23 protein-coding genes are annotated in these 18,657 nt (G+C 69.5%); 16 read left to right on the forward strand and 7 right to left on the reverse strand.

Going from position 1 to position 18,657, the window contains the following annotated elements:
* Nucleotides 1–2: 2 nt before the first annotated feature.
* Genes ABMY26_RS12095 through fliL form a run of 3 tightly spaced genes read right to left on the reverse strand, consistent with a single transcriptional unit; the run spans nt 3 to nt 2,419 of the window.
* Nucleotides 3–677, reverse strand: coding sequence for a DUF6468 domain-containing protein (locus ABMY26_RS12095; RefSeq protein ID WP_372395965.1), 675 nt, complete (start codon nt 675–677; stop codon nt 3–5).
* Nucleotides 658–1,836: a flagellar motor switch protein FliM gene (gene fliM / locus ABMY26_RS12100; protein WP_372395966.1), complete on the reverse strand. Its 1,179-nt coding sequence runs from the start codon at nt 1,834–1,836 to the stop codon at nt 658–660. Before fliM ends, ABMY26_RS12095 begins: the two co-directional genes overlap by 20 nt.
* 37 nt (nt 1,837–1,873) lie before the next feature.
* Nucleotides 1,874–2,419 (reverse strand): flagellar basal body-associated protein FliL, encoded by a 546-nt coding sequence (gene fliL, locus ABMY26_RS12105; RefSeq protein WP_372395967.1) that lies wholly within the window; start codon nt 2,417–2,419, stop codon nt 1,874–1,876.
* Between the two features lie 187 nt (nt 2,420–2,606).
* Here fliL and fliF point away from each other — a divergent pair, with 187 nt between their 5' ends.
* The 7 genes from fliF (at nt 2,607) to ABMY26_RS12140 (ending at nt 8,491) form a co-directional block, all read left to right on the forward strand.
* Nucleotides 2,607–4,331, forward strand: coding sequence for a flagellar basal-body MS-ring/collar protein FliF (gene fliF / locus ABMY26_RS12110; RefSeq protein ID WP_372395968.1), 1,725 nt, complete (start codon nt 2,607–2,609; stop codon nt 4,329–4,331).
* Nucleotides 4,331–5,017, forward strand: coding sequence for a flagellar assembly protein FliH (locus tag ABMY26_RS12115; protein WP_372395969.1), 687 nt, complete (start codon nt 4,331–4,333; stop codon nt 5,015–5,017). Before fliF ends, ABMY26_RS12115 begins: the two co-directional genes overlap by 1 nt.
* Nucleotides 5,018–5,044: 27 nt before the next feature.
* Nucleotides 5,045–5,359 carry a flagellar motor switch protein FliN gene (fliN, locus tag ABMY26_RS12120; RefSeq protein WP_045584878.1) on the forward strand — a complete coding sequence of 105 codons (315 nt, stop codon included), beginning with the start codon at nt 5,045–5,047 and terminating at the stop codon, nt 5,357–5,359.
* Between the two features lie 189 nt (nt 5,360–5,548).
* Nucleotides 5,549–6,349, forward strand: coding sequence for a flagellar type III secretion system pore protein FliP (gene fliP / locus ABMY26_RS12125; protein WP_372395970.1), 801 nt, complete (start codon nt 5,549–5,551; stop codon nt 6,347–6,349).
* Between the two features lie 4 nt (nt 6,350–6,353).
* Nucleotides 6,354–6,626, forward strand: a complete 273-nt coding sequence (locus ABMY26_RS12130; RefSeq protein ID WP_372395971.1) for a hypothetical protein — start codon at nt 6,354–6,356, stop codon at nt 6,624–6,626.
* Nucleotides 6,627–6,635: 9 nt separating this feature from the next.
* Nucleotides 6,636–7,664: a flagellar motor switch protein FliG gene (locus tag ABMY26_RS12135; RefSeq protein ID WP_372395972.1), complete on the forward strand. Its 1,029-nt coding sequence runs from the start codon at nt 6,636–6,638 to the stop codon at nt 7,662–7,664.
* A gap of 47 nt (nt 7,665–7,711) precedes the next feature.
* On the forward strand, nt 7,712–8,491 hold the full coding sequence (locus tag ABMY26_RS12140) for a hypothetical protein (RefSeq protein WP_372395973.1): 780 nt from the start codon (nt 7,712–7,714) through the stop codon (nt 8,489–8,491).
* Between the two features lie 46 nt (nt 8,492–8,537).
* Here ABMY26_RS12140 and ABMY26_RS12145 read toward each other — a convergent pair whose 3' ends face one another.
* A complete protein-coding gene (locus ABMY26_RS12145; RefSeq protein ID WP_372395974.1) occupies nt 8,538–9,017 on the reverse strand; it encodes a hypothetical protein in 480 nt (159 codons plus the stop codon).
* A 388-nt stretch (nt 9,018–9,405) separates the two neighbouring features.
* On the opposite strand from ABMY26_RS12145, the gene ABMY26_RS12150 reads away from it, so the two are divergent.
* The 7 genes from ABMY26_RS12150 (at nt 9,406) to ABMY26_RS12180 (ending at nt 15,084) form a co-directional block, all read left to right on the forward strand.
* The gene (locus ABMY26_RS12150) at nt 9,406–10,218 is read left to right on the forward strand and encodes a DNA-binding response regulator (RefSeq protein WP_372395975.1); all 813 of its coding nucleotides are present in this window, start codon (nt 9,406–9,408) and stop codon (nt 10,216–10,218) included.
* 178 nt (nt 10,219–10,396) lie between these two features.
* Nucleotides 10,397–11,641 carry a flagellin gene (locus tag ABMY26_RS12155; protein ID WP_045584885.1) on the forward strand — a complete coding sequence of 415 codons (1,245 nt, stop codon included), beginning with the start codon at nt 10,397–10,399 and terminating at the stop codon, nt 11,639–11,641.
* A gap of 177 nt (nt 11,642–11,818) precedes the next feature.
* A complete protein-coding gene (gene flaF / locus ABMY26_RS12160) occupies nt 11,819–12,229 on the forward strand; it encodes a flagellar biosynthesis regulator FlaF (RefSeq protein WP_372395976.1) in 411 nt (136 codons plus the stop codon).
* Nucleotides 12,219–12,707 (forward strand): flagellar biosynthesis repressor FlbT, encoded by a 489-nt coding sequence (locus tag ABMY26_RS12165; RefSeq protein ID WP_372395977.1) that lies wholly within the window; start codon nt 12,219–12,221, stop codon nt 12,705–12,707. Before flaF ends, ABMY26_RS12165 begins: the two co-directional genes overlap by 11 nt.
* A gap of 4 nt (nt 12,708–12,711) precedes the next feature.
* Nucleotides 12,712–13,104, forward strand: a complete 393-nt coding sequence (locus ABMY26_RS12170) for a flagellar protein FlaG (RefSeq protein ID WP_372395978.1) — start codon at nt 12,712–12,714, stop codon at nt 13,102–13,104.
* A complete protein-coding gene (locus ABMY26_RS12175; RefSeq protein ID WP_372395979.1) occupies nt 13,101–13,892 on the forward strand; it encodes a DUF1217 domain-containing protein in 792 nt (263 codons plus the stop codon). Before ABMY26_RS12170 ends, ABMY26_RS12175 begins: the two co-directional genes overlap by 4 nt.
* A gap of 121 nt (nt 13,893–14,013) precedes the next feature.
* Complete coding sequence (locus tag ABMY26_RS12180) at nt 14,014–15,084, forward strand: hypothetical protein (RefSeq protein ID WP_372395980.1); 1,071 nt, start codon at nt 14,014–14,016, stop codon at nt 15,082–15,084.
* A gap of 15 nt (nt 15,085–15,099) precedes the next feature.
* Here ABMY26_RS12180 and ABMY26_RS12185 read toward each other — a convergent pair whose 3' ends face one another.
* The 3 genes from ABMY26_RS12185 to fliI form a co-directional block, all read right to left on the reverse strand.
* Nucleotides 15,100–15,540 carry a YbaN family protein gene (locus ABMY26_RS12185; RefSeq protein WP_372395981.1) on the reverse strand — a complete coding sequence of 147 codons (441 nt, stop codon included), beginning with the start codon at nt 15,538–15,540 and terminating at the stop codon, nt 15,100–15,102.
* 107 nt (nt 15,541–15,647) lie between these two features.
* The gene (locus ABMY26_RS12190) at nt 15,648–16,301 is read right to left on the reverse strand and encodes a hypothetical protein (RefSeq protein WP_372395982.1); all 654 of its coding nucleotides are present in this window, start codon (nt 16,299–16,301) and stop codon (nt 15,648–15,650) included.
* Nucleotides 16,298–17,653, reverse strand: a complete 1,356-nt coding sequence (fliI, locus tag ABMY26_RS12195; protein ID WP_372395983.1) for a flagellar protein export ATPase FliI — start codon at nt 17,651–17,653, stop codon at nt 16,298–16,300. Before fliI ends, ABMY26_RS12190 begins: the two co-directional genes overlap by 4 nt.
* Before the next feature lie 158 nt (nt 17,654–17,811).
* Between fliI and ABMY26_RS12200 the strand changes: the two genes are divergently transcribed.
* Together ABMY26_RS12200 and flgC are read left to right on the forward strand one after the other, a co-directional pair.
* A complete protein-coding gene (locus tag ABMY26_RS12200; RefSeq protein ID WP_372395984.1) occupies nt 17,812–18,204 on the forward strand; it encodes a flagellar biosynthesis protein FlgG in 393 nt (130 codons plus the stop codon).
* A 25-nt stretch (nt 18,205–18,229) separates the two neighbouring features.
* Nucleotides 18,230–18,649 carry a flagellar basal body rod protein FlgC gene (gene flgC / locus ABMY26_RS12205; protein ID WP_372395985.1) on the forward strand — a complete coding sequence of 140 codons (420 nt, stop codon included), beginning with the start codon at nt 18,230–18,232 and terminating at the stop codon, nt 18,647–18,649.
* Nucleotides 18,650–18,657 lie beyond the last annotated feature (8 nt).

The following is an 18,657-nucleotide window of genomic DNA, read 5'->3' on the forward strand; positions in this document are numbered from 1 at the left end:
GCTCACCCCTCCGATCCGACGGTGCGCAGCCGCGCGTAGAAGGCGCTGGCCGCAGCCTTCACCGGCGCCGGGGTGGTGACCGGCGCCGGCCCCGGTGCGGCCGGCGTCGCGCGCAGCGTCGTCTCCAGCGCCCGGAACTCGCCGTCGCCGGGCTCCGCCGCGGCTTTCAGCGCGGACAGCAGGGTTGCGGTCGGAATGGGCTCGGTCATGGTCGCAGGGGCAGGGGGCGCAGGGGCAGGGGGCACAGGGGTGGGAGGCGCCGCAAGGGAAGCCTCGCCGTCGGCGGCGTCCGGGCCTTCGGCGCGCGGGCGGTTGCGGGCGGTGCGCATCGCCCCCTCGTCCAGCCGGCGCAGCAGGGCGCGGGCATGCTGCACCGATTCCTCCATGCGGGTGGCGGTGCGCTCGCAGGATCCCAGCAGCAGGGACATGTCCTCCTTGACGCCCTTGGCGCGGTCCAGGTCGTCGGACAGGCGGGTCGCGATGTCGGTGGCCGACGCGACCATGCGCTTCATCGAGGCGTCGGTGTCGTCGATCGACCGCGAGAAGGTCGACACCAGCGCGTTGATCTCGGATTGGCCGGTGCGCAGCAGCTTCAGCCGCTTGTTGACGATGACCAGATAGGCGGTCGCCGTGACCAGCATCACCGCCAGGGCCGCGTCAATGAGAAAGGAGACCATCGATCAGCTCCTGCTTGGTGTCGAGATCGGTGTCGATCTTCACCGCGATGTTGTCGTTGCGCTGTCCCATATGGCCGGCGAACAGCGGGATGGTCTTGCTGAAGACCAGGATGGTGGAATCGGGGTTGATGCGCAGCTTCAGCGACTGGCCCTTCTGCCAGGCCAGCACCTCGCCCAGCGGAACCTTGGTTTCGGCCAGCACGGCGACCAGCTCCAGCTTGGAGCGCATCAGCTCGTTCTTCAGGTGGTTTTCCCACACGGTGTCGTGGCCGAACTTCTCGCCCATGAACATCTGCACCAGCTTGCCGCGGACCGGCTCCAGCGTGGCGTAGGGGATGACGATGTCGATGTGGCCGGTGCGCCGCTCCACCTCCACGGCGATGCGCACGCGGATGATGGCGTTGGTGGCGCGCGTGATGGTGGCGAACTGCGGGTTGATCTCCAGCCGGTCGAAGACGAAATCGACCTGGGCCAGCGGGTCGAAGGACTGCCCCAGATCCTGGAGCACCACCTTCATCATCCGCTCGGTCATCTTGCGTTCGATCGACGTGTAGGCCCGCCCGTCGATCCGCCCCGGCCGCGAGCGCCGGCCGCCCAGCAGCACGTCCATCATGCAATAGATCAGCGCGCTGTCGATGGTGACCAGCATCTGGTTGTCCCACGGCTCGGCGCGGGCGACGCCGATCAGGGCCGGCAGCTCTATGGCGTCCTGGAAGTCGGTGTAGCGCAGCCATTCGATCTTCGACAGCGACGCCTCCACGTTGGTCGAGGCGAACTGGCGCAGCGAGGTGTTCAGCAGCCGCACCATGCGGTCGAACACCACGTCCAGCATCGGCAGCCGGTCCTTGTTGACCGTCGTCGAGCTGACCAGCCGCTGGATTGCGCTCATCTCCACCCCGCCGCCCTCGGGCGCGGCGAAATTCAGCAGCCGGTCGATCTCCTCCTGGCTCAGCGTCTTGGTATCGCCGGAAAAGCCGGCCATGGCCTCGGCCGCCGCCTCGCTCGCCGATGCGGGCTCGGGCTTTGCCGGCTGGGCCGCGGCCAGTTCCCACGCGGCGTCGGACCAGTCCGCTCCGGCGTCGGGGGCGGCGTCGGCAACGGCAGTGGCTGCCTCGTCGGCGGCGGTGACGTCGGACGGGGGGACGGGGGTGTTGGTCATCCGGTGCCTCTGGCCTTTCGGGGTTCTTGCGCGGTCGCTATTGGGTGAGCAGGCTGCGCAGCAGCACGTCGGTGACGATGTCGCGCCGGCTGTTCGGGTCGGACAGGATCAGGTTGAAGCGGCGCCTGATCTCGCTGCGCAGCCGGTGCAGCCCGGCCGAGCCTTCGAGGTCGTCCTGGTCCAGGTTGCGCAGGAACTCCTGCAGGCTGTCGGTCAGCTGCGGCATCGCGCGGTCGAGCCTGTCGCGGTCGCGCGGCGCCACGGTCAGCGACAGGCCGATCTTCAGGAAGCGCGAGGGGGTGTCGCGCCGCAGGTTGACCACCAGCTCCGGCATGTCGACGACGCCGTCGTCGGGAGCCGTCTGCGCCGAGGGCGACCACAGCGTCTCCAGCGTCTCCAGCGCCCGGGGCCCGGCGGCCAGCCAGTAGCCGGCGAGCCCGGCCGCCGCCACCGCGCCCAGCGCCAGCAAAAAGGCCAGCAGGCGGGCGACCGGCAGGACGATCACCAGGAAGCGTCCCGGCCCGCGCAGCCTGTCCAGGATCTCTCCCCCGGCCGTCCCGGCAATGCCAAATCGTGTAATCATCGCTCCATCCCGCCGGAGATTGCCGAAAATTTTAGTCAACAGAACAATCGGTAAAGTTTGAGACGCTTTGTCTTGGGAAGATGTCCCGTTTTTTACTCCGCTTAAAAGTCGCCCCGTTAGCGTGAGGGGGTGCGCAGGGCGAAGACTAGGCCCGCCGATTTTCAGAAACTTTAAAGGTGCGCGAACCGTGGACAGTCTGATCGACACGTTGCGGTCGTTGGGGCGCGGTCGGCTGCTCGTCCTCGCGGGCACCGGGCTCGGCATCGTCCTGGCCGTCGCCGGCATGGCCATGCTGCTGTCGCAGCCGCACATGACGCCGCTCTACAGCGGCCTGGAACCGGCGGAGGCCGGCCGCATCGCCAAGGCGGTGGAGGAGATGGGCGTGCCGGTCAGCGCCGCCTATGACGGCACGACGATCAGCGTGCCCCAGGCCGAGGTGTCCCGCGTCCGCATGGCGCTGGCGGAAAAGGGCCTGCCGTCGCGGGGCGGCGTCGGCTACGAGCTGTTCGACACCGACAAGCCGCTCGGCATCACCAGCTTCATGCAGCGGGTCAACCGCCTGCGCGCCATGGAAGGCGAGCTGGGCCGCACCATCGAGACGCTGTCCGGCGTCGAGGCGGCGCGCGTCCACATCGTCCTGCCCGAGCGCGAGGAGTTCTCGCGCAGCGCGCCCAAGCCGACCGCGTCGGTGGTGGTGCGCATGCGCGGCCGCGCCTCGATGGAGCGCAAGCAGGCGCTGTCGATCCGCCATCTGGTTTCCGCCGCGGTGCCGAACCTGAAGCCGAGCGCGGTGACGGTGATGGATTCCTCCGGCGAGCTGCTGCTGACCGAGGATGACGGGCCGGGGCTGGCGTCGGCGCGCACCGACGGGCTGCGGGTGGCGGCGGAGGCCCGCGTCGCCCGTGCGGTGGAGCAGATGCTGACCGCCCGGCTCGGCGCCGGCAACGTCCGCGTCCAGGTCGCCGCCGAGGTCGAGACCAAGCGCGAGGTGGTGCGCAGCCAGACCTTCGACCCCAACAGCCAGGTGGTGCGCTCGACCCAGACCGTGCAGGAGCAGGAGCGCGCCCAGGACAGCAACGGCGAGCCGCCGGTCACCGCCGAGCAGAACCTGCCCCAGCGCGACGTCCGCGCCCAGCCCCAGGGGCCGCAATCGTCGAACGACAGCAAGCGGCAGGAAGAGACGATCAATTACGAGATCTCCAACGTCGCCCGCGAGACGGTGATCGAGCCGGGCGACGTCCGCCGCCTCAGCGTCGCCGTGCTGGTCAACGGCACCTGGAAGACCGCCGCCGACGGCGCCCGCCAGTACGAGCCGCGCTCGGCCGAGGAGCTGCAGCGCCTGACCGAGCTGGTGCGCTCCGCCATGGGCTTCAGCGAGGCGCGCGGCGACCGGGTGACGGTGGACAATCTGGAATTCGTCGACCTGGCGCCCGACCTGACGCCGCGCCCGCTGGGCGACGAGATCGCCGAGACGCTGAGCCGCAACGTGATGACGCTGATCCAGTGGGTGATCCTGCTGGTGCTGTCGGCCCTGCTGATCCTGGTGGGCCTGCGTCCGCTGATCCGCCGCGTCTTCCCGGCGCCGGAGCCGGCGGTGGCCGAAACCCCGGCGCTGGCCGGGCCGGCGGGCGGCGCCATGCCGCAGCTGACCGGGCCGGCGGTGGCGGCGGGCGCAGCCGCGGCCGGCGGTGGCGGCGCCGGGATGGCGGACGGCGAGGGCGAGGCCGATGCGCTGACCGCCGCCGCCCCGGCGCTCGGCATCGAGGAGACCATGGACCAGCTGATCGAGCTGCGCACGGTGGAGGGCCGCGTCCGCGCCTCCTCCATCCGGCGGCTGGGCGAGCTGGTCGACCAGTATCCCGACGAGGCGATCGATATCCTGCGCTCCTGGCTCTATGAGGAGGTGGCGTGATGGCGGCCTCCTCCTACCCGCGCTACCGCTTCGACCACGCCTTCGGCGCCCCCGCCGCGGCGGCCGTGCCGGAGCCGGTGGAGACGGTCGATCCGCTCGACCGGCCGAGCCTGTCGGAGCGCCAGCACCGGGCGGCGCTGGCCGAGGCGCAGCAGGCGGCGCAGGCCGACGGGCTGGCGCTTGGCCGCCGCGAGGGCGAGCTGGCCGCCTGCCGGCGGATCGAGGCGGAGCTGTCGGCGACGCTCGACGGGTTGGCGCAGCGGATGGCCGGGCTCGACGCCGGTCACGCCGCGCTGATGGAGCGGCTGGAGGCGCAGGGCGCCTGCGTGCTGGTGGCGCTGGTGCGCCGGATGGCGCCGCGCCTGCTCGACCGGGTCGCCCGCGACGAGGTGGAGCGGTTGGCCGCCGATGCGCTGCGCGCCGCCGGGCAGGCCCCGCTGCTGACCCTGCGCCTGCACCCCTCGCTCTGCCGGCCGCTGGAAGAGCGGCTGGCCGGGCAGGAGGTCTTCAAGGGCCGCCTCGACATCCAGGGCGACCCGGCCCTGGCGGTCGGCGCGCTGGAGGCGAGCTGGGGCGCCGGGTCGGTCAGCCGCGACCCCGCGGACTTCGAGGCCGCCGTCGCCGCGCTCGCCGACCGTGCCATCGCCGCGCTGCACCCGCCGTCCGACCCGATCCCTTCAATCTGACCCTTCCGATCCGGAGCGAGAACCCCCATGCCCCCTTTGAACCTCGACATGCTCGACGACGATCCCAAGACGGCCGACAAGGGCTATGACGGGCCGATGAACGCCATCTACAACGTGCCGGTGGACGTGCAGGTCGTGCTCGGCCGCACCAGCATGCTGGTGGCGCAGCTGCTGAAGCTCGGCCGCGGCGCCGTGCTGGAGCTGGAGCGCAAGGTGGACGAGCCGGTCGAGGTGCTGGTCAACCATCGGCTGGTCGCGCGCGGCGAGGTGGTGATCGTCGAGGACCAGCGGCTGGGCGTGACGCTGACCGAGATCGTGCGGACCGAGCTGGAGATCGATTGAAGGTGTGGGGAGTTAGACCCCCTCCCTAACCCTCCCCCGCTCTCGCGGGAGAGGGGACTGCCGCTCCCCTCCCGAGCAAGCGCCTACTCCCTCCCCCGCGATCGGACCGACCTTCGGTCGGCCGAGAGCGGGGGAGGGATGGGGTGGGGGCAACCGCGGCAACCACTCCCACCTCCCGAAAGCCCCGGCATGCGTTTCCGCACCCTCGTTCCCCTGCTGGCCCTGACCCTCGCCGCCGTTCCGGCGGCCGCGGCGCCGCTCGACCTCGATCTCGGTTCGCTGGGATCGCTGGGATCGTTGGCAGACGGCGCCAGCCTGTCGGGGCGGATCGTCCAGGGCATCGTCCTGCTGACGGTGCTGAGCGTCGCGCCGGGGCTGCTGATCATGGTGACCTGCTTCACCCGCATCATCGTCGTGCTGTCGCTGCTGCGCTCGGCGCTCGGGTTGCAGCAGTCGCCGCCGAACATGGTGCTGGTCAGCCTCGCCATGTTCCTGACCTTCCACATCATGGGACCGGTGATCGACAGCGCCTGGCAGGACGGGTTGCGCCCGCTGCTGAACGAGCAGGTGACCCAGGAACAGGGGCTGGAGCGCATGATCGAGCCGTTCCGCGGCTTCATGGCGTCGCATGTGCGCGACCGCGACCTCGCCGCCTTCGCCGCCTTCACCGCGAAGCCGAAGCCGGAAGGGGAGGCGCAGGGCGGGGAGCCGGCGAAGGACGAGCGGCCGGTGACGGCCGAGAGCGTCGACCTGCGGCTGCTGATGCCGGCCTTCCTGCTGTCGGAACTGCGCCGCGCCTTCGAGATCGGATTCCTGCTGTTCCTGCCCTTCCTGGTGATCGACATGGTGGTTGCGGCGATCCTGATGGCGATGGGCATGATGATGCTGCCGCCGGTGATGATCGCGCTGCCCTTCAAGATCATCTTCTTCGTGCTGACCGACGGCTGGTTCCTGATCGCCGGCAGCCTGATCCGCTCCTATGGGACATAGCGCCATGGACGGATCCGACGAGCACTCCGCCGATGGGCCGCCCGCCAGCCTCGCCGACAGCCTGCTGGCGCTGGCGCGGCGCCGCGGCGCCGCGGTGCCGGAGGACGGGTCGGTCGCCGGCCTGCTCGCCGCCATCGACCCCAACCCGATGATCCCGCATCCGCTGCTGCTGGTGGCGGGGGCGGTGATGGCGGCGGCCTTCCGCCACGACCGCGCGCTGGCGGCCCCCCCCGCCGACGAGCCCGATGCCACCCCTTCCACCGATTGTTCCTTCTGAGGTGCCGCCATGGGAACGCCGATCAAGATCCGTGAGAACTACAAGAGCCTGAGCGGCGTCGAGAAGAGCGCCGTCATCTTCCTGGCGCTGGGCGAGGAGCGCGGCTCGCGGCTGATGGAGCGGCTGGACGAGGACGAGATCCGCATCGTCAGCCGGGCGATGGCGACGCTGGGCAACGTCACCTCCAACCTGGTGGAGACGCTGATGCGCATCTTCACCGAACGCTTCGCCAATGCCGGGTCGGTCGTCGGCTCCTACGACAGCACCGAGCGGATGCTGAACCGCTTCCTGCCGTCCGACCGCGTCACCGAGATCATGGGCGAGATCCGCGGCCCGGCCGGCCGCACCATGTGGGAGAAGATGTCGAACGTGAACGAGGGGGTGCTCGCCAGCTACCTCGCCGGCGAATATCCGCAGACCGCCGCGGTCATCCTGTCCAAGATGCGTCCCGACCATGCCGCCAAGGTGCTGGTGCTGCTGCCCCCCGGCGCCCGCACCGAGGTGATCGAGCGGATGATCCAGATCGAATCGGTGCAGCGCGAGGTGCTGCTGGACATCGAATCGATCCTGCACAACGAGTTCATGGCGAATTACGCCCGCACCCACGGCAACGATTCGCTGGAGCGGATGGCCGACATCTTCAACCGCATCGACCGCGAGACGCTGACCGAGATCTTCGACGACCTGGAAACCGTGATGCCGGAGCCGACCCAGCGCATCAAGCAGCTGATGTTCACCTTCGAGGACCTGATGCGGCTGGACCGGGTGTCGCTGCAGACGGTGATCCGCCGCTGCGACACCGGCCAGCTCGCCATCGCGCTGAAGGGGGCGCCGACCGTGCAGCGCGACCATTTCCTGTCGGTGCTGTCGGAACGCGCCCGGATGATCCTGCTCGACGAGATCGAGAACATGGGCCCCTTGCGCATGCGCGACGTCAACGACGCCCAGGCCGAGATCGTCCGCACCGCCAAGGCGATGGCCGACGACGGCGTCATCGTCATCCCGCAATCCGACGACGCCGACACGGTGGTCTATTGAGCGGCCTGTCGAGCGGCTGCCGCCACCGCCGGATGGGGAGGCCCTGAATGGCCGGGCGCGACCTCGTCCCCGACGCCATGCAACTGCCGGTGCCGATGCCGGCGCCGGGCCAGCTGGCCGCGCGCTTCGCCGGGCTTCCGGTGCCGGCGGCGGGCGGCGGTGCCGGCCCGGATGGCGGCGATCCGGCAGGCGGCTGCTCCGATGCCGGGCCGCTGGTGCGGCGTCTGCTCGACCTGCTCGACACGCTGGCTCCGGCCGAGGCGGCGCTGGCGCGGGGCTGCCTGCCGCGCTGCGACTCGACCTTCGGCGCCGGCCTGGCCCTGTTCCTGGCGGCGACGGCCGGCGGCTGCGGTGGCTGGCTGGGCGCCGATGCGGCGGCGCGGTTGGCCGGTCTCGACGACGGGCTGCTGGTCGACGAGTGCGGGCGGGCGCTGGAGTCGCGCTTCCAACCGGTCGACGGGCGGCTGTGGCGGCTGTCGCGCGTGCCGTTGCTGGACGGCGGCGACAGCCTGCTGTGCGCCGTCGGTATCGAGGACGGGCTGTCCGACCGCGTCACCCTGGTGCTGCAGGCCCGCCCGCCGCTGATCGGGCCGGTGCAGCTGATGGCGACGCTGGGCGGCCGCCGGCTGGACGTGACGCTGCGGCTGGCGACCGGCCTGCCGTCGGCGGCGCTGGCCGACCTGCATGAGAGTTTCCATGCGGCCCTGGCCGATTGCCGGGCCGATTCCGGAGCCGATTGCCTGCTCGACGGCACGCTGAGCGTCGGCCCGCTCGCCGACGCCTGGCTCGGGCTGGACCGCCCGCTGACCTCCGACCTCGCCCTTTGATCCTGCCTGCACGATGCATCCCCGCCCGGGTCGGGCGGGGATGCCGTCATATCTGCGTCGCCGGCCTGACCAGCGTCGGCACGGCCGGTGCCGGAGTCGCGTCTGAAGGCGGCATGGCGGAAGGCGGCTGCACGGGCGGCGGCAGCGTCTGGAGCGATGCCCGCGCCGCCTCGCGCAGGGGGGCGAAGCCATCCTCGGGGAAGCGGCGGATCAGCATCTGGTAGGACGCGCGCGCCACCTCCGGACAGCCCAGGGTGCGGAACCGGTCGCCCTGGCGCAGCAGGGCCGTCGCCTCGTCGGTCTTCGGATGGCCGGCGATGGCGGACGCCACCGCGTACCACCGGCCATAGGCCGACCACATCGCACGCACCGGACTGCCGTCGCATTGGGCACTGGCGAGTGCCTTTTCAAAGGCTTGGCGATAATCGCTGTCCGGTGCCTGCGACATTCGGGCGCAGCCTGGCAGGGCGAGCAGGCAAGCAGCGGTCAGGGCAGTCGGAATGACGGACGCCTTCGTTCCGGACATGGAACCTCCTTAAACGCGGATGCCCGGCGACCGTAGGGCAACAGGGTTAAACCAGCGTTCATATTTGTAAGCGCCGGTTTTCGATTTCTTCACGGCCGTTAACCATGGAATGCGAATGAATTAATGATTACCGGAGGCGATCACTGTCGCGACGCATCGAATTTCAAAGTAAATCCCTGGATGAATAAAAATTTATCCAGTCTTTAGTCGATAGAAACTATTAAAACCACGTAAAACGCCATGCCGATCTATGTCTATCCGGGTAATCCAATCTGTTGACATGCCGCCTTTTGATAGGCTCTTTTGAGGGTGTGATAAGCATGTGACATGAGCGCAATTGCGTAAAAATCAATGCTTTATCTGCGCTTGCTCGACAATGGAGAATCCAATGCAGGCTTTGCTGATTGAGCCAGCCGACCTGATCGCCGAAGCCATCGGCAAGCAACTCGACCTGTGCAAGGTTAACCATGACCGGGTGGACCTTCACGGCCTGCGCGAGCTGGTCGACGGGCAGGGATCGATCGGGATCGGCCACGACGCCATCATCATCGGCGACGTCGGCGATACCGAAGCCTGCGTGGCGATGCTGCGGGCCCGCAACGTGACCGCGGCGATCATCTGCCTGATCGAGCGGCGCTGCGCCAACACCACCGCCGGCATCCTGCGGGCCGGGGCCGACGACGTGCTGGTGAAGCCGGTGGTCAGCACCGAGATCCGCGCCCGGCTGGAGGCGATCCGCCGCCGGTCCTACGGGCTGACCAGCAACGCCGTGCCGGTCGGCCGGCTGACCGTCTTCCTCGACGGCCGCGATCCGGAAGTGGACGGCGAGCGGCTGCGCCTCAGCCAGCGCGAACACGCGATCCTCTCGGTGCTCGCCCTCAACCACCGCCGGGTGGTGTCGAAGGAGCACATCTACGAGGAGGTCTACGGCCTGTCGGGATCCGACCCGCTGGACAAGGTGATCGACGTCTATATCTGCAAGCTGCGCAAGAAGATCGACGTCGCGACCGGCGGCGGCCGCTACATCGAGACGGTCTATGGCCGCGGCTACAAGTTCGAGGCGCCGTCCGACCATGTCGCCCCCGACCGAGCCCAGACGACGATGGACCGCTGGTCGAAGGCGGGCGGGCTGGCCGCCGGCCGCGTGCCCTTCATCCCGCCGACGGCCCAGCGCCTGCCGGTCCGCGCGGTCGGGCGCTGACATCCCGCCGGCTCCACGGTTTTTGCAGTCCTTCCGAACGGTCAGATTTTTTACCCCGGCTTAAACCGGGTCGGTCATCCTGATCCTGCCGCTCGCGCCCCCGCAACAAGATCGGGAGGCCGGCGCGATTGGCCCCGGCGTCAGAAAGGCGCCATGCATCTCGCGAATGGAGATACCCATGGCCTCTATCATGACCAACACCTCCGCCATGACCGCGCTGCAGACCCTGCGTCGCGTGACCGGGGATCTGGAGACGACCCAGGACCGCATCTCGACCGGCCTGAAGGTCAACAACGCCAAGGACAACGCCGCCTACTGGTCGATCGCCACCACCATGAAGGCCGACGTCGCCGGCTTCAAGGCGGTCAAGGAATCGCTGGAGCTGGGGTCGGGCACCACCAACACCGCGTCGGTCGCCTCCAAGAACATCGTCGAGAACCTGCAGACGCTGAAGGCCCGCGTCATCGCCGGCCAGACCAACGGCGTCGACAAGACGCTGATCCAGAACGACGTCGACCAGCTGGTCAAGCTGATCAAGGGCGCCGCCGCCGACGCCTCGTTCAACGGCGACAACCTGCTGAAGGTCACCTACTCCAACGACGGTACGGCCAAGGACAAGGACGTCTCGATCCTGGCCTCGCTGAGCCGCAGCGACAGCACGGTCGACCCGAGCTACATCGAGTTCCAGCGCCAGGACATGCGCGTGGAATCGATCGTCGGCAAGGCCACCATCGAGCAGCAGGTCGATTCGACCAACGACCTGAAGGCGTCGGTCGGCATCAAGCTCGGCGCCCCGGACACCACCTTCATCGACGGCCAGAGCCTGGGTCTCGGGTCGCTGACTCTGACCGTCACTAAGGAGGACGGCACCAAGGCGGACGTGTCGGTCGACCTGTCGGGCGAGACCTACGACACCGATCTGGCGACCACCCGGACCAACATCGAGACGGCCGTCAACGCCGCCCTGACCACCGCCGGCGCCGACTTCCAGGTTGCCTTCAACGGCGACGCGCTGGAATTCACCGACCAGGACGTGAACACCGACGGCAACTTCACCGCCCAGATCTCCGGCCTGTGGGTCGGCTCGACGGAAAGCGACGCCTTCGGCGGCCTCGCCGACCTGACGCAGATCGACGTGGTCAACAACTCGAAGAAGTCGCTCGAGGTCATCAACTCCCTGCTCGACAGCGCCATCGGCAAGGCGGCGGTCATCGGCTCGATCGAGAACCGCGTGTCGGTGCAGAACGACTTCGTGTCGAAGCTGACGGACTCGATGAACAAGGGCATCGGCTCGCTGGTCGACGCCGACATGAACGAGGAATCGAGCCGCCTGCAGGCCCTCCAGGTCCAGCAGCAGCTCGCCATCCAGGCTCTGTCGATCGCCAACCAGGGTCCGCAGAACATCCTGTCGCTGTTCCGCTAAGCCCGGCAAGGGCGGCGTCATCGTCCGAACCCCTGGACGGTGGCGCCGCCCCGCGCTTCGACCCTTCCGCTCCGGCCCGTCCGCTATCGGCCCGTTGGCCCCGGCCCTGCGCCCGACCCGATCCATCGCAACCGGTCCGGCATTCCGCCGCAAGGATCCCATTCCAGGGGTGCGCCCATGAGCATCGCCGCCTACCACCAGACCATCGCCGAGAGCGACGATCCGCGAAAGATCGAGTACCGCGTGTTCCTGCGGATCACGCTGGCGCTGGAGCGCAACGGCTCCGCCGACTGGCGCTCGTCCGATCTGAAGGACGCGCTGTGGCGGAACCTGGAGCTGTGGAACACCCTGCGCGCCGACCTGCTGGAGGACGGCAACGCCCTGCCCGAGGCGTTGCGCGCCGGGCTGGTCTCGCTGTCCTTCACGGTGGAGCGCCACAGCCAGCGCGTCCTGCGCGGCGAGGGCGGCGTCGACCTGCTGGTCGACATCAACCGGGCGGTGATGCAGGGATTGCAGGGCGCCCGCCAGCCCGCCAGGGAATTGGCGGACCGGGAGTTGGCCACGGAGGACCTGTCCTATGGCGCTTAAGCTCCGCCTCAAGCCCTGCGAGCGCGTGGTCATCAACGGCTGCGTCGTGCAGAACGAGAACCGCCGCTACACGCTGACGGTCTCCAACTTCGCCCAGATCATCCGCGGCAGCGACATCCTGCAGGAGGAGGACGCCGTAACCCCGGTGCGCCGCGCCTATTTCCTGATCCAGAACATGCTGCTCGACCCCACCGCCGCGGCGACCGGTGGCGGTGCCGTCGCCGACGCGATGGCCCAGCTCTACACCGCCTTCACCCGTCCGGACATCCAGGACCGCATCGCCCGCGCCATGGGGCATGTCGGCGAACGCGACTATTACAAGGCGCTCGCCGCCCTGCGGCCGGTCATGGACTATGAGGGCACGCTGCTCGCCGCCGCCGGCACGGCCCCCGCCGTTCCGGCGATCCGCCTCGACCAGCAAGCCGCGGATCAATACGCCACAGGCCAGCACGCCTTCGACCAGCACGCGGGAGGATGACGCCATGCCCACCCCCGTCACCGGCGTGACCGGCACGTCGGGCGACCGCTCCGTCGCCAGCGCCGACATCATCGCCGAGGCGCGCCAGCGCCAGGCCGACCGCCTGCGCGCGGCCCAGGCCGAGACCACCAAGCCGGCCGAGGTGGTGGAGCGCACGGCCAAGCCCGAGGCGGCCGAGGCCGAACCCAAGCACGCCGCCCGGCCCTACCGCGTCAACCTCGATCCCGACACCCAGCGGATCTACACCGAGGTGCTCGACACCGCGACCGGGGAGGTGATCATGCGCATCCCGGCCGGCTACGGCGCCGGAGCCGGGGCGGAGGACGGCACGTCTGCGGTGTCCGGGGCTGCTGCCCCCGGTACAGCGGAATCCGACGGCGGGGAGGCGACGGCATGACCACCATCGTCGACCTGCGGGTCGTCAGCCGCAACCACGACCGCTACGAACAGGCGATCCGCAGCCGGCCGGCGGTGCAGCGCGCGATCGGCTATTTCCAGGACAACATCGGCAAGATCACCAACACCGAAGACTTCATGAAGGACGACAAGCTCTATCGCTTCGTCCTGGAAGCCTTCGACCTGGGCAGCCAGGCGAAATCGCGCGGCCTGATCCGCAAGGTGCTGGAGGAGGGGGTGACCGACGGCGCCTCCACCGCCAACCGGATGAGCGACGCCAAGTTCAAGGAAATGGCGACCATCCTGGGATTCGCCGAGAATGGCGGCGAGAACCTGAAACAGACCGCCGTCGTCCAGGCGATCGTCGACCGCTATGTCGACGTGACGCTGGAGGTCGATTCGGAAGCGCAGAACCCGGCGGTGCGGCTTGGCCTCTATTTCCAGCGGCGGGCCGGGAACATCACCAACTGGTATCAGGTGATGGCCGACAGCGCGCTGCGCAAGGTGGTCTACACCACGCTTGGGCTGCCGGACCAGACGGCGCTGCTGGACGTCGACAAGCAGAAGGCGCTGCTGGAAAAGCGGATGGACATCGCCGACCTGCAGGATCCGGCGAAGGTGACCAAGCTGATGGACCGCTTCGCCGCGATGTACGACCTGCAGAACGGCTCCTCCACCGCGACCGCCGCCATGCCGTCGATCGGCCCGATCTCCCGCAGCGGGCGTGCCTCGATCATCTCGATCGACCCATCCATCACCATGTCGCTGATGAGCTTCCCGCGCTTCTGATACCGCCGCGGGGCTCGCAGGCGGGAGGACCCCAGCCTTGCAGCCGCCAGCCGGCCACCCATCACAGGACCGAAGGACGCGCGGCCGCATCCGGCCGCCGGCCACCACAGGCGCCGGGCCGGTGCCGCTCGGCGGCAGGGCCGGCGGCGAGGCTGGCGGCGACGAGGATGACGGGCGCGACGCCCTGCACATCCTGCCGCTGTCGATCCTGCCGCTGGAGACGCCGGGGCTGCGCCGGGCGCGGCTGATCAAGAATGTCCGGCTGGAGACGGTGGCCGAGCTGTTCAACGACGTGCAGACCGGCAGCGGCCAGATCAGGATCGACCAGCTGCCGAAATGCTTCGGTCATGACGGTCCGGAATCCGCGCCGGACCCCGGGCCGGAATTCCGCCGCGACCTGCGCAAGATCGGCCAGATCGCCGAGTCCGCCAGCTTCGACGTCTACAGCCTGCGGCTCGAGCTGCGCCGCCTGAACATCGCCGTCGACGAGGCGGGCGCCCTGCGCCTGTCGGCCGCCAAGCGGGCCGAGCTGACCAGCTACATGCGCGTCTTCACCCGGCCGCTGATCGAGCATGTCTATGGCGCGCAGGGCGCCAGCATCTCCAGCATGGACGAGCTGATCCGCCTGTTCGCCCAGCCGGACGTGGAGGAGGCGCGGCGCCGGCTGCAGCTGACCGCCGACCGGCTCGACATCCCGCTGCTCGAGATCCCGGCCTTCCTGGAGGAATATGCCGACATCTTCCTGTCGCTGGCCTATTTCAAGCGCTGCCTCGACGACATCGTGCCCGACGTGCAGGGATTCCTCGGCTGGATGGCCGAGCTGTACCGGGTCAGCGAGGTCCGGCGCGACGCCCGCCAGGGCCGCATGCTGGACGAGATCGGCCACGACCTGACCGACATCTCGACCTCGATCACCGGCCGTTTCGAGAGCTTCGACAACCGGTCCCGCGATTTCTGGCGCGACATCAACCCGCAGAGCTTCCGCAGCATCCGCGACCTGATCGTCACCCATCACCTGACCATCGGCGGGGTGCTGTGCGGGCTGGCGGTGAAGATGAATTTGTGGAAGCACCGTTTCTCCCGCGGCGGCGGCCCGATCCACCGGCTGGAGTTCATCCGCTCGGAGATCCTGCCGGGGCTGGCCCACATCAAGACCATCGAGCAGGCGTCGCGCAACAACATGGGGATGTGAGTCCGGGGGGCCGGTTCAGGGCCGGGGATCCGGTTTGAGGCGGGCCGACGGCAGCGGGCGCGACACCACATAGGCGCCGGCCGCGGTCATCACCAGCCCGGTGCCGCCCAGCACCAGATAGCCCGGCGACGAAACGGCAAGGACGGCGAAGCTGGCCGACATGCCGGCGACGGCCATCACCTTGGCCTTGACCGGGACGGCGCCGCGGTCCTGCCACTCGCGCACGGCATGGCCGAACCGGGCGTCGTTGCGCAGGCGCTCGCGCAGGGCCGGATTGCCGCGGGCATAGGCCCAGCCGGCCACCAGCAGGAAGGGCACCGTGGGCAGCACCGGCAGGAACGCGCCGGCGGTGGCCAGCCCGACCGCCCCATGCCCGACCAGCAGCCACAGCCGCCGCCGTCCGCTGCCCGCGGTGCCGTCCGCAGCTGCATTGTCGATGTCGCCGTCTTTCGCCACCCTGACCGCCCGCCCAATGTGAGACGTCGCACGTAAGCACTGGCGGAGATCCTAGCACGGCTTTCCTGCACGGCTCCAGGGCGTCGGACCCCAGGTTGCGGATGGCGTCACGCGCCCTTGCGGGTCTGTTCCGGCCGCGTCTGTCCCGGCGTGGCGGCGTTGCCGGTCGCTTCCAGGCTGTAGAGCCTTGCCAGCAGCTGCGGCGCCGGCCGTTCGTCTGTCGGAATGGCCGCCGGGATGGCCGCTTGCGCGGATGCCGGCGCCGTTCCGGCCGGGGCGGTCCTGCGCCGCAGCGCTTCCGCCAGAGCCTGGGGGGAGGGCAGGGACGGGTCCATGCCGCCGCCGTCTCCGGGATCGAGCCAGGGCAGGGCTCCGGCCGGGGTGCCGGCCACCGTGGCCGCGGTGGTGGGCTCCTCGCCGTCGATCAGGCTGCCGATGTGGCCGAGCACGCTGTCGCCGGTGACCTCCTCGAATGCGACCATGGCGGCGCTGCCGATCAGGCCGGGCAAGCCGCCGAACAGGAAGCCGCCGGCCAGCCGGGCGGGGATCGAGATGGTCTCGCCCGTCGCCTCGCGGTAGACCGACGACACCACCGGCAGCTGCTGGAGCGGGTTCACCGCATCAACCAGATCCTCGAAGCCGAGGCTCAGCTTGTTCTCCGGCGTCCTGGCCGGCTCGCTGCGGGCGGCGCGCTGCGCGGCGGGCGGGGTGACGGCCTTGGCGGCCAGCTCCTTGGCGGTCAGCCGGGTATCGACGCTCATGAACGGTCTCCGATGGCGGCAAGCAGCGCCTCCAGGTGTGCGAAGGTGGCGGCGGCGGGGGTGGGATCCTCCTTGCCCTGGCGCAGGAACTCCTCCAGCCGCGGATGCAGGTCGATGGCGGCGTCGGTCTCCGGATCGGTGCCGCGCTTGTAGGCGCCGAGCCGGATCATCTCCTTCATCCCGTCATAGGTGGCGGCCAGCGCGCGGGCGCGGCCGACGATGCGGTTCTCCCGCGCGTCGTGGCAGCCGGGCAGGGTGCGCGAGACGCTGCGCAGCAGGTTCACCGCCGGATAGCGGCCCTGTTCGGCGATCTTGCGGTCCAGCACCAGATGCCCGTCGAGGATGCCGCGCACCGCGTCGGCGATCGGCTCGTCATGGTCGTCGCCGTCGACCAGCACGGTGAAGATTGCGGTGATGTCGCCGCCACCTGCTTCCTCCGGGCCGGGGCCGGCGCGTTCCAGCAGGCGGGGCAGTTCGGCGAAGACGCTGGGGGGATAGCTCTTGGCGGTCGGCGGTTCGCCCGCGGCCAGCCCGATCTCGCGCTGGGCCATGGCGAAGCGGGTGACGCTGTCCATCAGGCAGAGGACGTGCTTGCCCCCCCGGTCCCCGGAATCGCGCAACTCCTCCGCCACGCTCATGCAGAGCAGGGCGGCCTGGCGGCGCATCAGCGGCGGCTCGTCGGAGGTGGCGACGACGACGACGGAGCGGGCAAGCCCGTCCGGTCCCAGATCGTCCTGGATGAATTCGCGCACCTCGCGCCCGCGCTCGCCGATCAGGCCGATGACGATGGCGTCGGCCTCGGCATGGCGGGCGACCATCGCCAGCAGGGTCGATTTGCCGACGCCCGACCCGGCGAAGACGCCCAGCCGCTGGCCGCGGCACAGCGGCACGAAGCTGTCGATCACCCGGATGCCGCTGTCGATCCGCCTGCCGACCCGGCGCCGGGCGCAGGCGGCCGGCGGCGGCTGGCGCAGGGACCGCGGATGCTCGCCGTTGCGCAGCGGACCCTTGCCGTCGATCGGCTCGCCCAGCGCGTTGACGACGCGGCCGAGCCAGCCCGGCCCCGGCCTGAGCGTGAAGGCGGTGTCGTCGGTGACGGCGGCGCAGCCCTCCGCCACCCCGTCGAGGTTGTCGAAGGCCATCAGCAGCGAGCGGCCGTTGCGGAACCCGATGGTTTCGCACAGCACCCGGCCGCCGCGCAGCGTCTCGGCATGGCATTTGTCGCCGACCGACAGCACGCGCTGCAACCCGTCGACCTCCAGCGTCATGCCGGCGGCGGACCGGATCTCGCCGCGCCAGCGGCGGGTCGGCAGCCGGTCGAGTTCCGCCGCCAGGGTGGCGAGTGCCGGCATCGGCCCCGTCTCCGTCAAAGTCATCGATGGACGCAGTCTAGCCGGGGGAATTTAAATCCGGCTTTAAACCGGCGGGTCCATCGTCCGATCCCATGTTCCGGCGCCATCCGGTCTTGGGAAGAGGCGCCCATCCGAAGACATGGTGAACCGAGGTCGCAATGGATTTGAGTAAAATCGGTTTCTTCGAGCTTGCCGGGACGCGCATGGACTATCTGGCGCAGCGGCAGAAGCTGGTTGCCGAGAATGTCGTGAACGCCAACACGCCCGACTACCAGGCGCGCGACCTGAAATCCTTCGACAGCGTGCTGGACGGCTTCCGCCCGGTGGAGACCGCCCGCACCGCCGGCCTGCATCTGGTGGGCACCCGCTCGACCGGTCCCTACCGCGAGGAGGGCAAGGCCGGCCTGTGGGAATCGACCCCCTCGGGCAACGCGGTGTCGCTGGAACAGGAAATGATCAAGGGCAGCGAAACCCGCGACGCCTTCGCGCTGACCGCCAGCCTGTTCCAGCGCAATGTGCAGATGCTGCGCATGGCCTGGCGCAACGGCTGATGCGCCCCCCGACGGAGACGACCCCATGATGAACGATGTCCTCGGCGCGACGCTGAAGATCGCCGGCGCCGGCCTCCAGGCGCAATCGACCCGGCTGCGGGTGGTCGCCGAGAATCTCGCCAACGCCGATTCCACCGCAACGACCAAGGGCGGCGAGCCCTATCGCCGCAAGACGGTGTCGTTCGACAGCGTGCTGGACCGCTCGGTCGGGGCCGACCTGGTGCAGGTGAAGCAGATCGGCCGCGACCGCAGCGACTTCCAGCTCGCCTACGACCCCTCGCACCCGGCGGCGGACGACAAGGGCTATGTCAAGAAGCCGAACGTCCAGCCGCTGATCGAGATGATGGACATGCGCGAGGCCGGCCGCGCCTTCGAGGCCAGCATGAACGTCATCGAACAGTCGCGCGCCATGATGGGCCGCGTCGTCGACCTGCTGCGCAGCTGAGGAGCCAT

Origin of the sequence: Azospirillum sp. HJ39 (assembly GCF_041507355.1) — a bacterium.
Taxonomy (GTDB): domain Bacteria; phylum Pseudomonadota; class Alphaproteobacteria; order Azospirillales; family Azospirillaceae; genus Azospirillum; species Azospirillum thiophilum.

Coding starts and splice junctions, on each gene's coding strand:
- ABMY26_RS12095 (WP_372395965.1), bottom strand. CDS start 677: ATGGTCTCCTTTCTCATTGACGCGGCCCTGGCGGTGATGCTGGTCACG.
- fliM (WP_372395966.1), bottom strand. CDS start 1,836: ATGACCAACACCCCCGTCCCCCCGTCCGACGTCACCGCCGCCGACGAG.
- fliL (WP_372395967.1), bottom strand. CDS start 2,419: ATGATTACACGATTTGGCATTGCCGGGACGGCCGGGGGAGAGATCCTG.
- ABMY26_RS12115 (WP_372395969.1), top strand. CDS start 4,331: ATGGCGGCCTCCTCCTACCCGCGCTACCGCTTCGACCACGCCTTCGGC.
- fliN (WP_045584878.1), top strand. CDS start 5,045: ATGCCCCCTTTGAACCTCGACATGCTCGACGACGATCCCAAGACGGCC.
- fliP (WP_372395970.1), top strand. CDS start 5,549: ATGCGTTTCCGCACCCTCGTTCCCCTGCTGGCCCTGACCCTCGCCGCC.
- ABMY26_RS12130 (WP_372395971.1), top strand. CDS start 6,354: ATGGACGGATCCGACGAGCACTCCGCCGATGGGCCGCCCGCCAGCCTC.
- ABMY26_RS12135 (WP_372395972.1), top strand. CDS start 6,636: ATGGGAACGCCGATCAAGATCCGTGAGAACTACAAGAGCCTGAGCGGC.
- ABMY26_RS12140 (WP_372395973.1), top strand. CDS start 7,712: ATGGCCGGGCGCGACCTCGTCCCCGACGCCATGCAACTGCCGGTGCCG.
- ABMY26_RS12145 (WP_372395974.1), bottom strand. CDS start 9,017: ATGTCCGGAACGAAGGCGTCCGTCATTCCGACTGCCCTGACCGCTGCT.
- ABMY26_RS12150 (WP_372395975.1), top strand. CDS start 9,406: ATGCAGGCTTTGCTGATTGAGCCAGCCGACCTGATCGCCGAAGCCATC.
- ABMY26_RS12155 (WP_045584885.1), top strand. CDS start 10,397: ATGGCCTCTATCATGACCAACACCTCCGCCATGACCGCGCTGCAGACC.
- flaF (WP_372395976.1), top strand. CDS start 11,819: ATGAGCATCGCCGCCTACCACCAGACCATCGCCGAGAGCGACGATCCG.
- ABMY26_RS12165 (WP_372395977.1), top strand. CDS start 12,219: ATGGCGCTTAAGCTCCGCCTCAAGCCCTGCGAGCGCGTGGTCATCAAC.
- ABMY26_RS12170 (WP_372395978.1), top strand. CDS start 12,712: ATGCCCACCCCCGTCACCGGCGTGACCGGCACGTCGGGCGACCGCTCC.
- ABMY26_RS12175 (WP_372395979.1), top strand. CDS start 13,101: ATGACCACCATCGTCGACCTGCGGGTCGTCAGCCGCAACCACGACCGC.
- ABMY26_RS12190 (WP_372395982.1), bottom strand. CDS start 16,301: ATGAGCGTCGATACCCGGCTGACCGCCAAGGAGCTGGCCGCCAAGGCC.
- fliI (WP_372395983.1), bottom strand. CDS start 17,653: ATGCCGGCACTCGCCACCCTGGCGGCGGAACTCGACCGGCTGCCGACC.
- ABMY26_RS12200 (WP_372395984.1), top strand. CDS start 17,812: ATGGATTTGAGTAAAATCGGTTTCTTCGAGCTTGCCGGGACGCGCATG.
- flgC (WP_372395985.1), top strand. CDS start 18,230: ATGATGAACGATGTCCTCGGCGCGACGCTGAAGATCGCCGGCGCCGGC.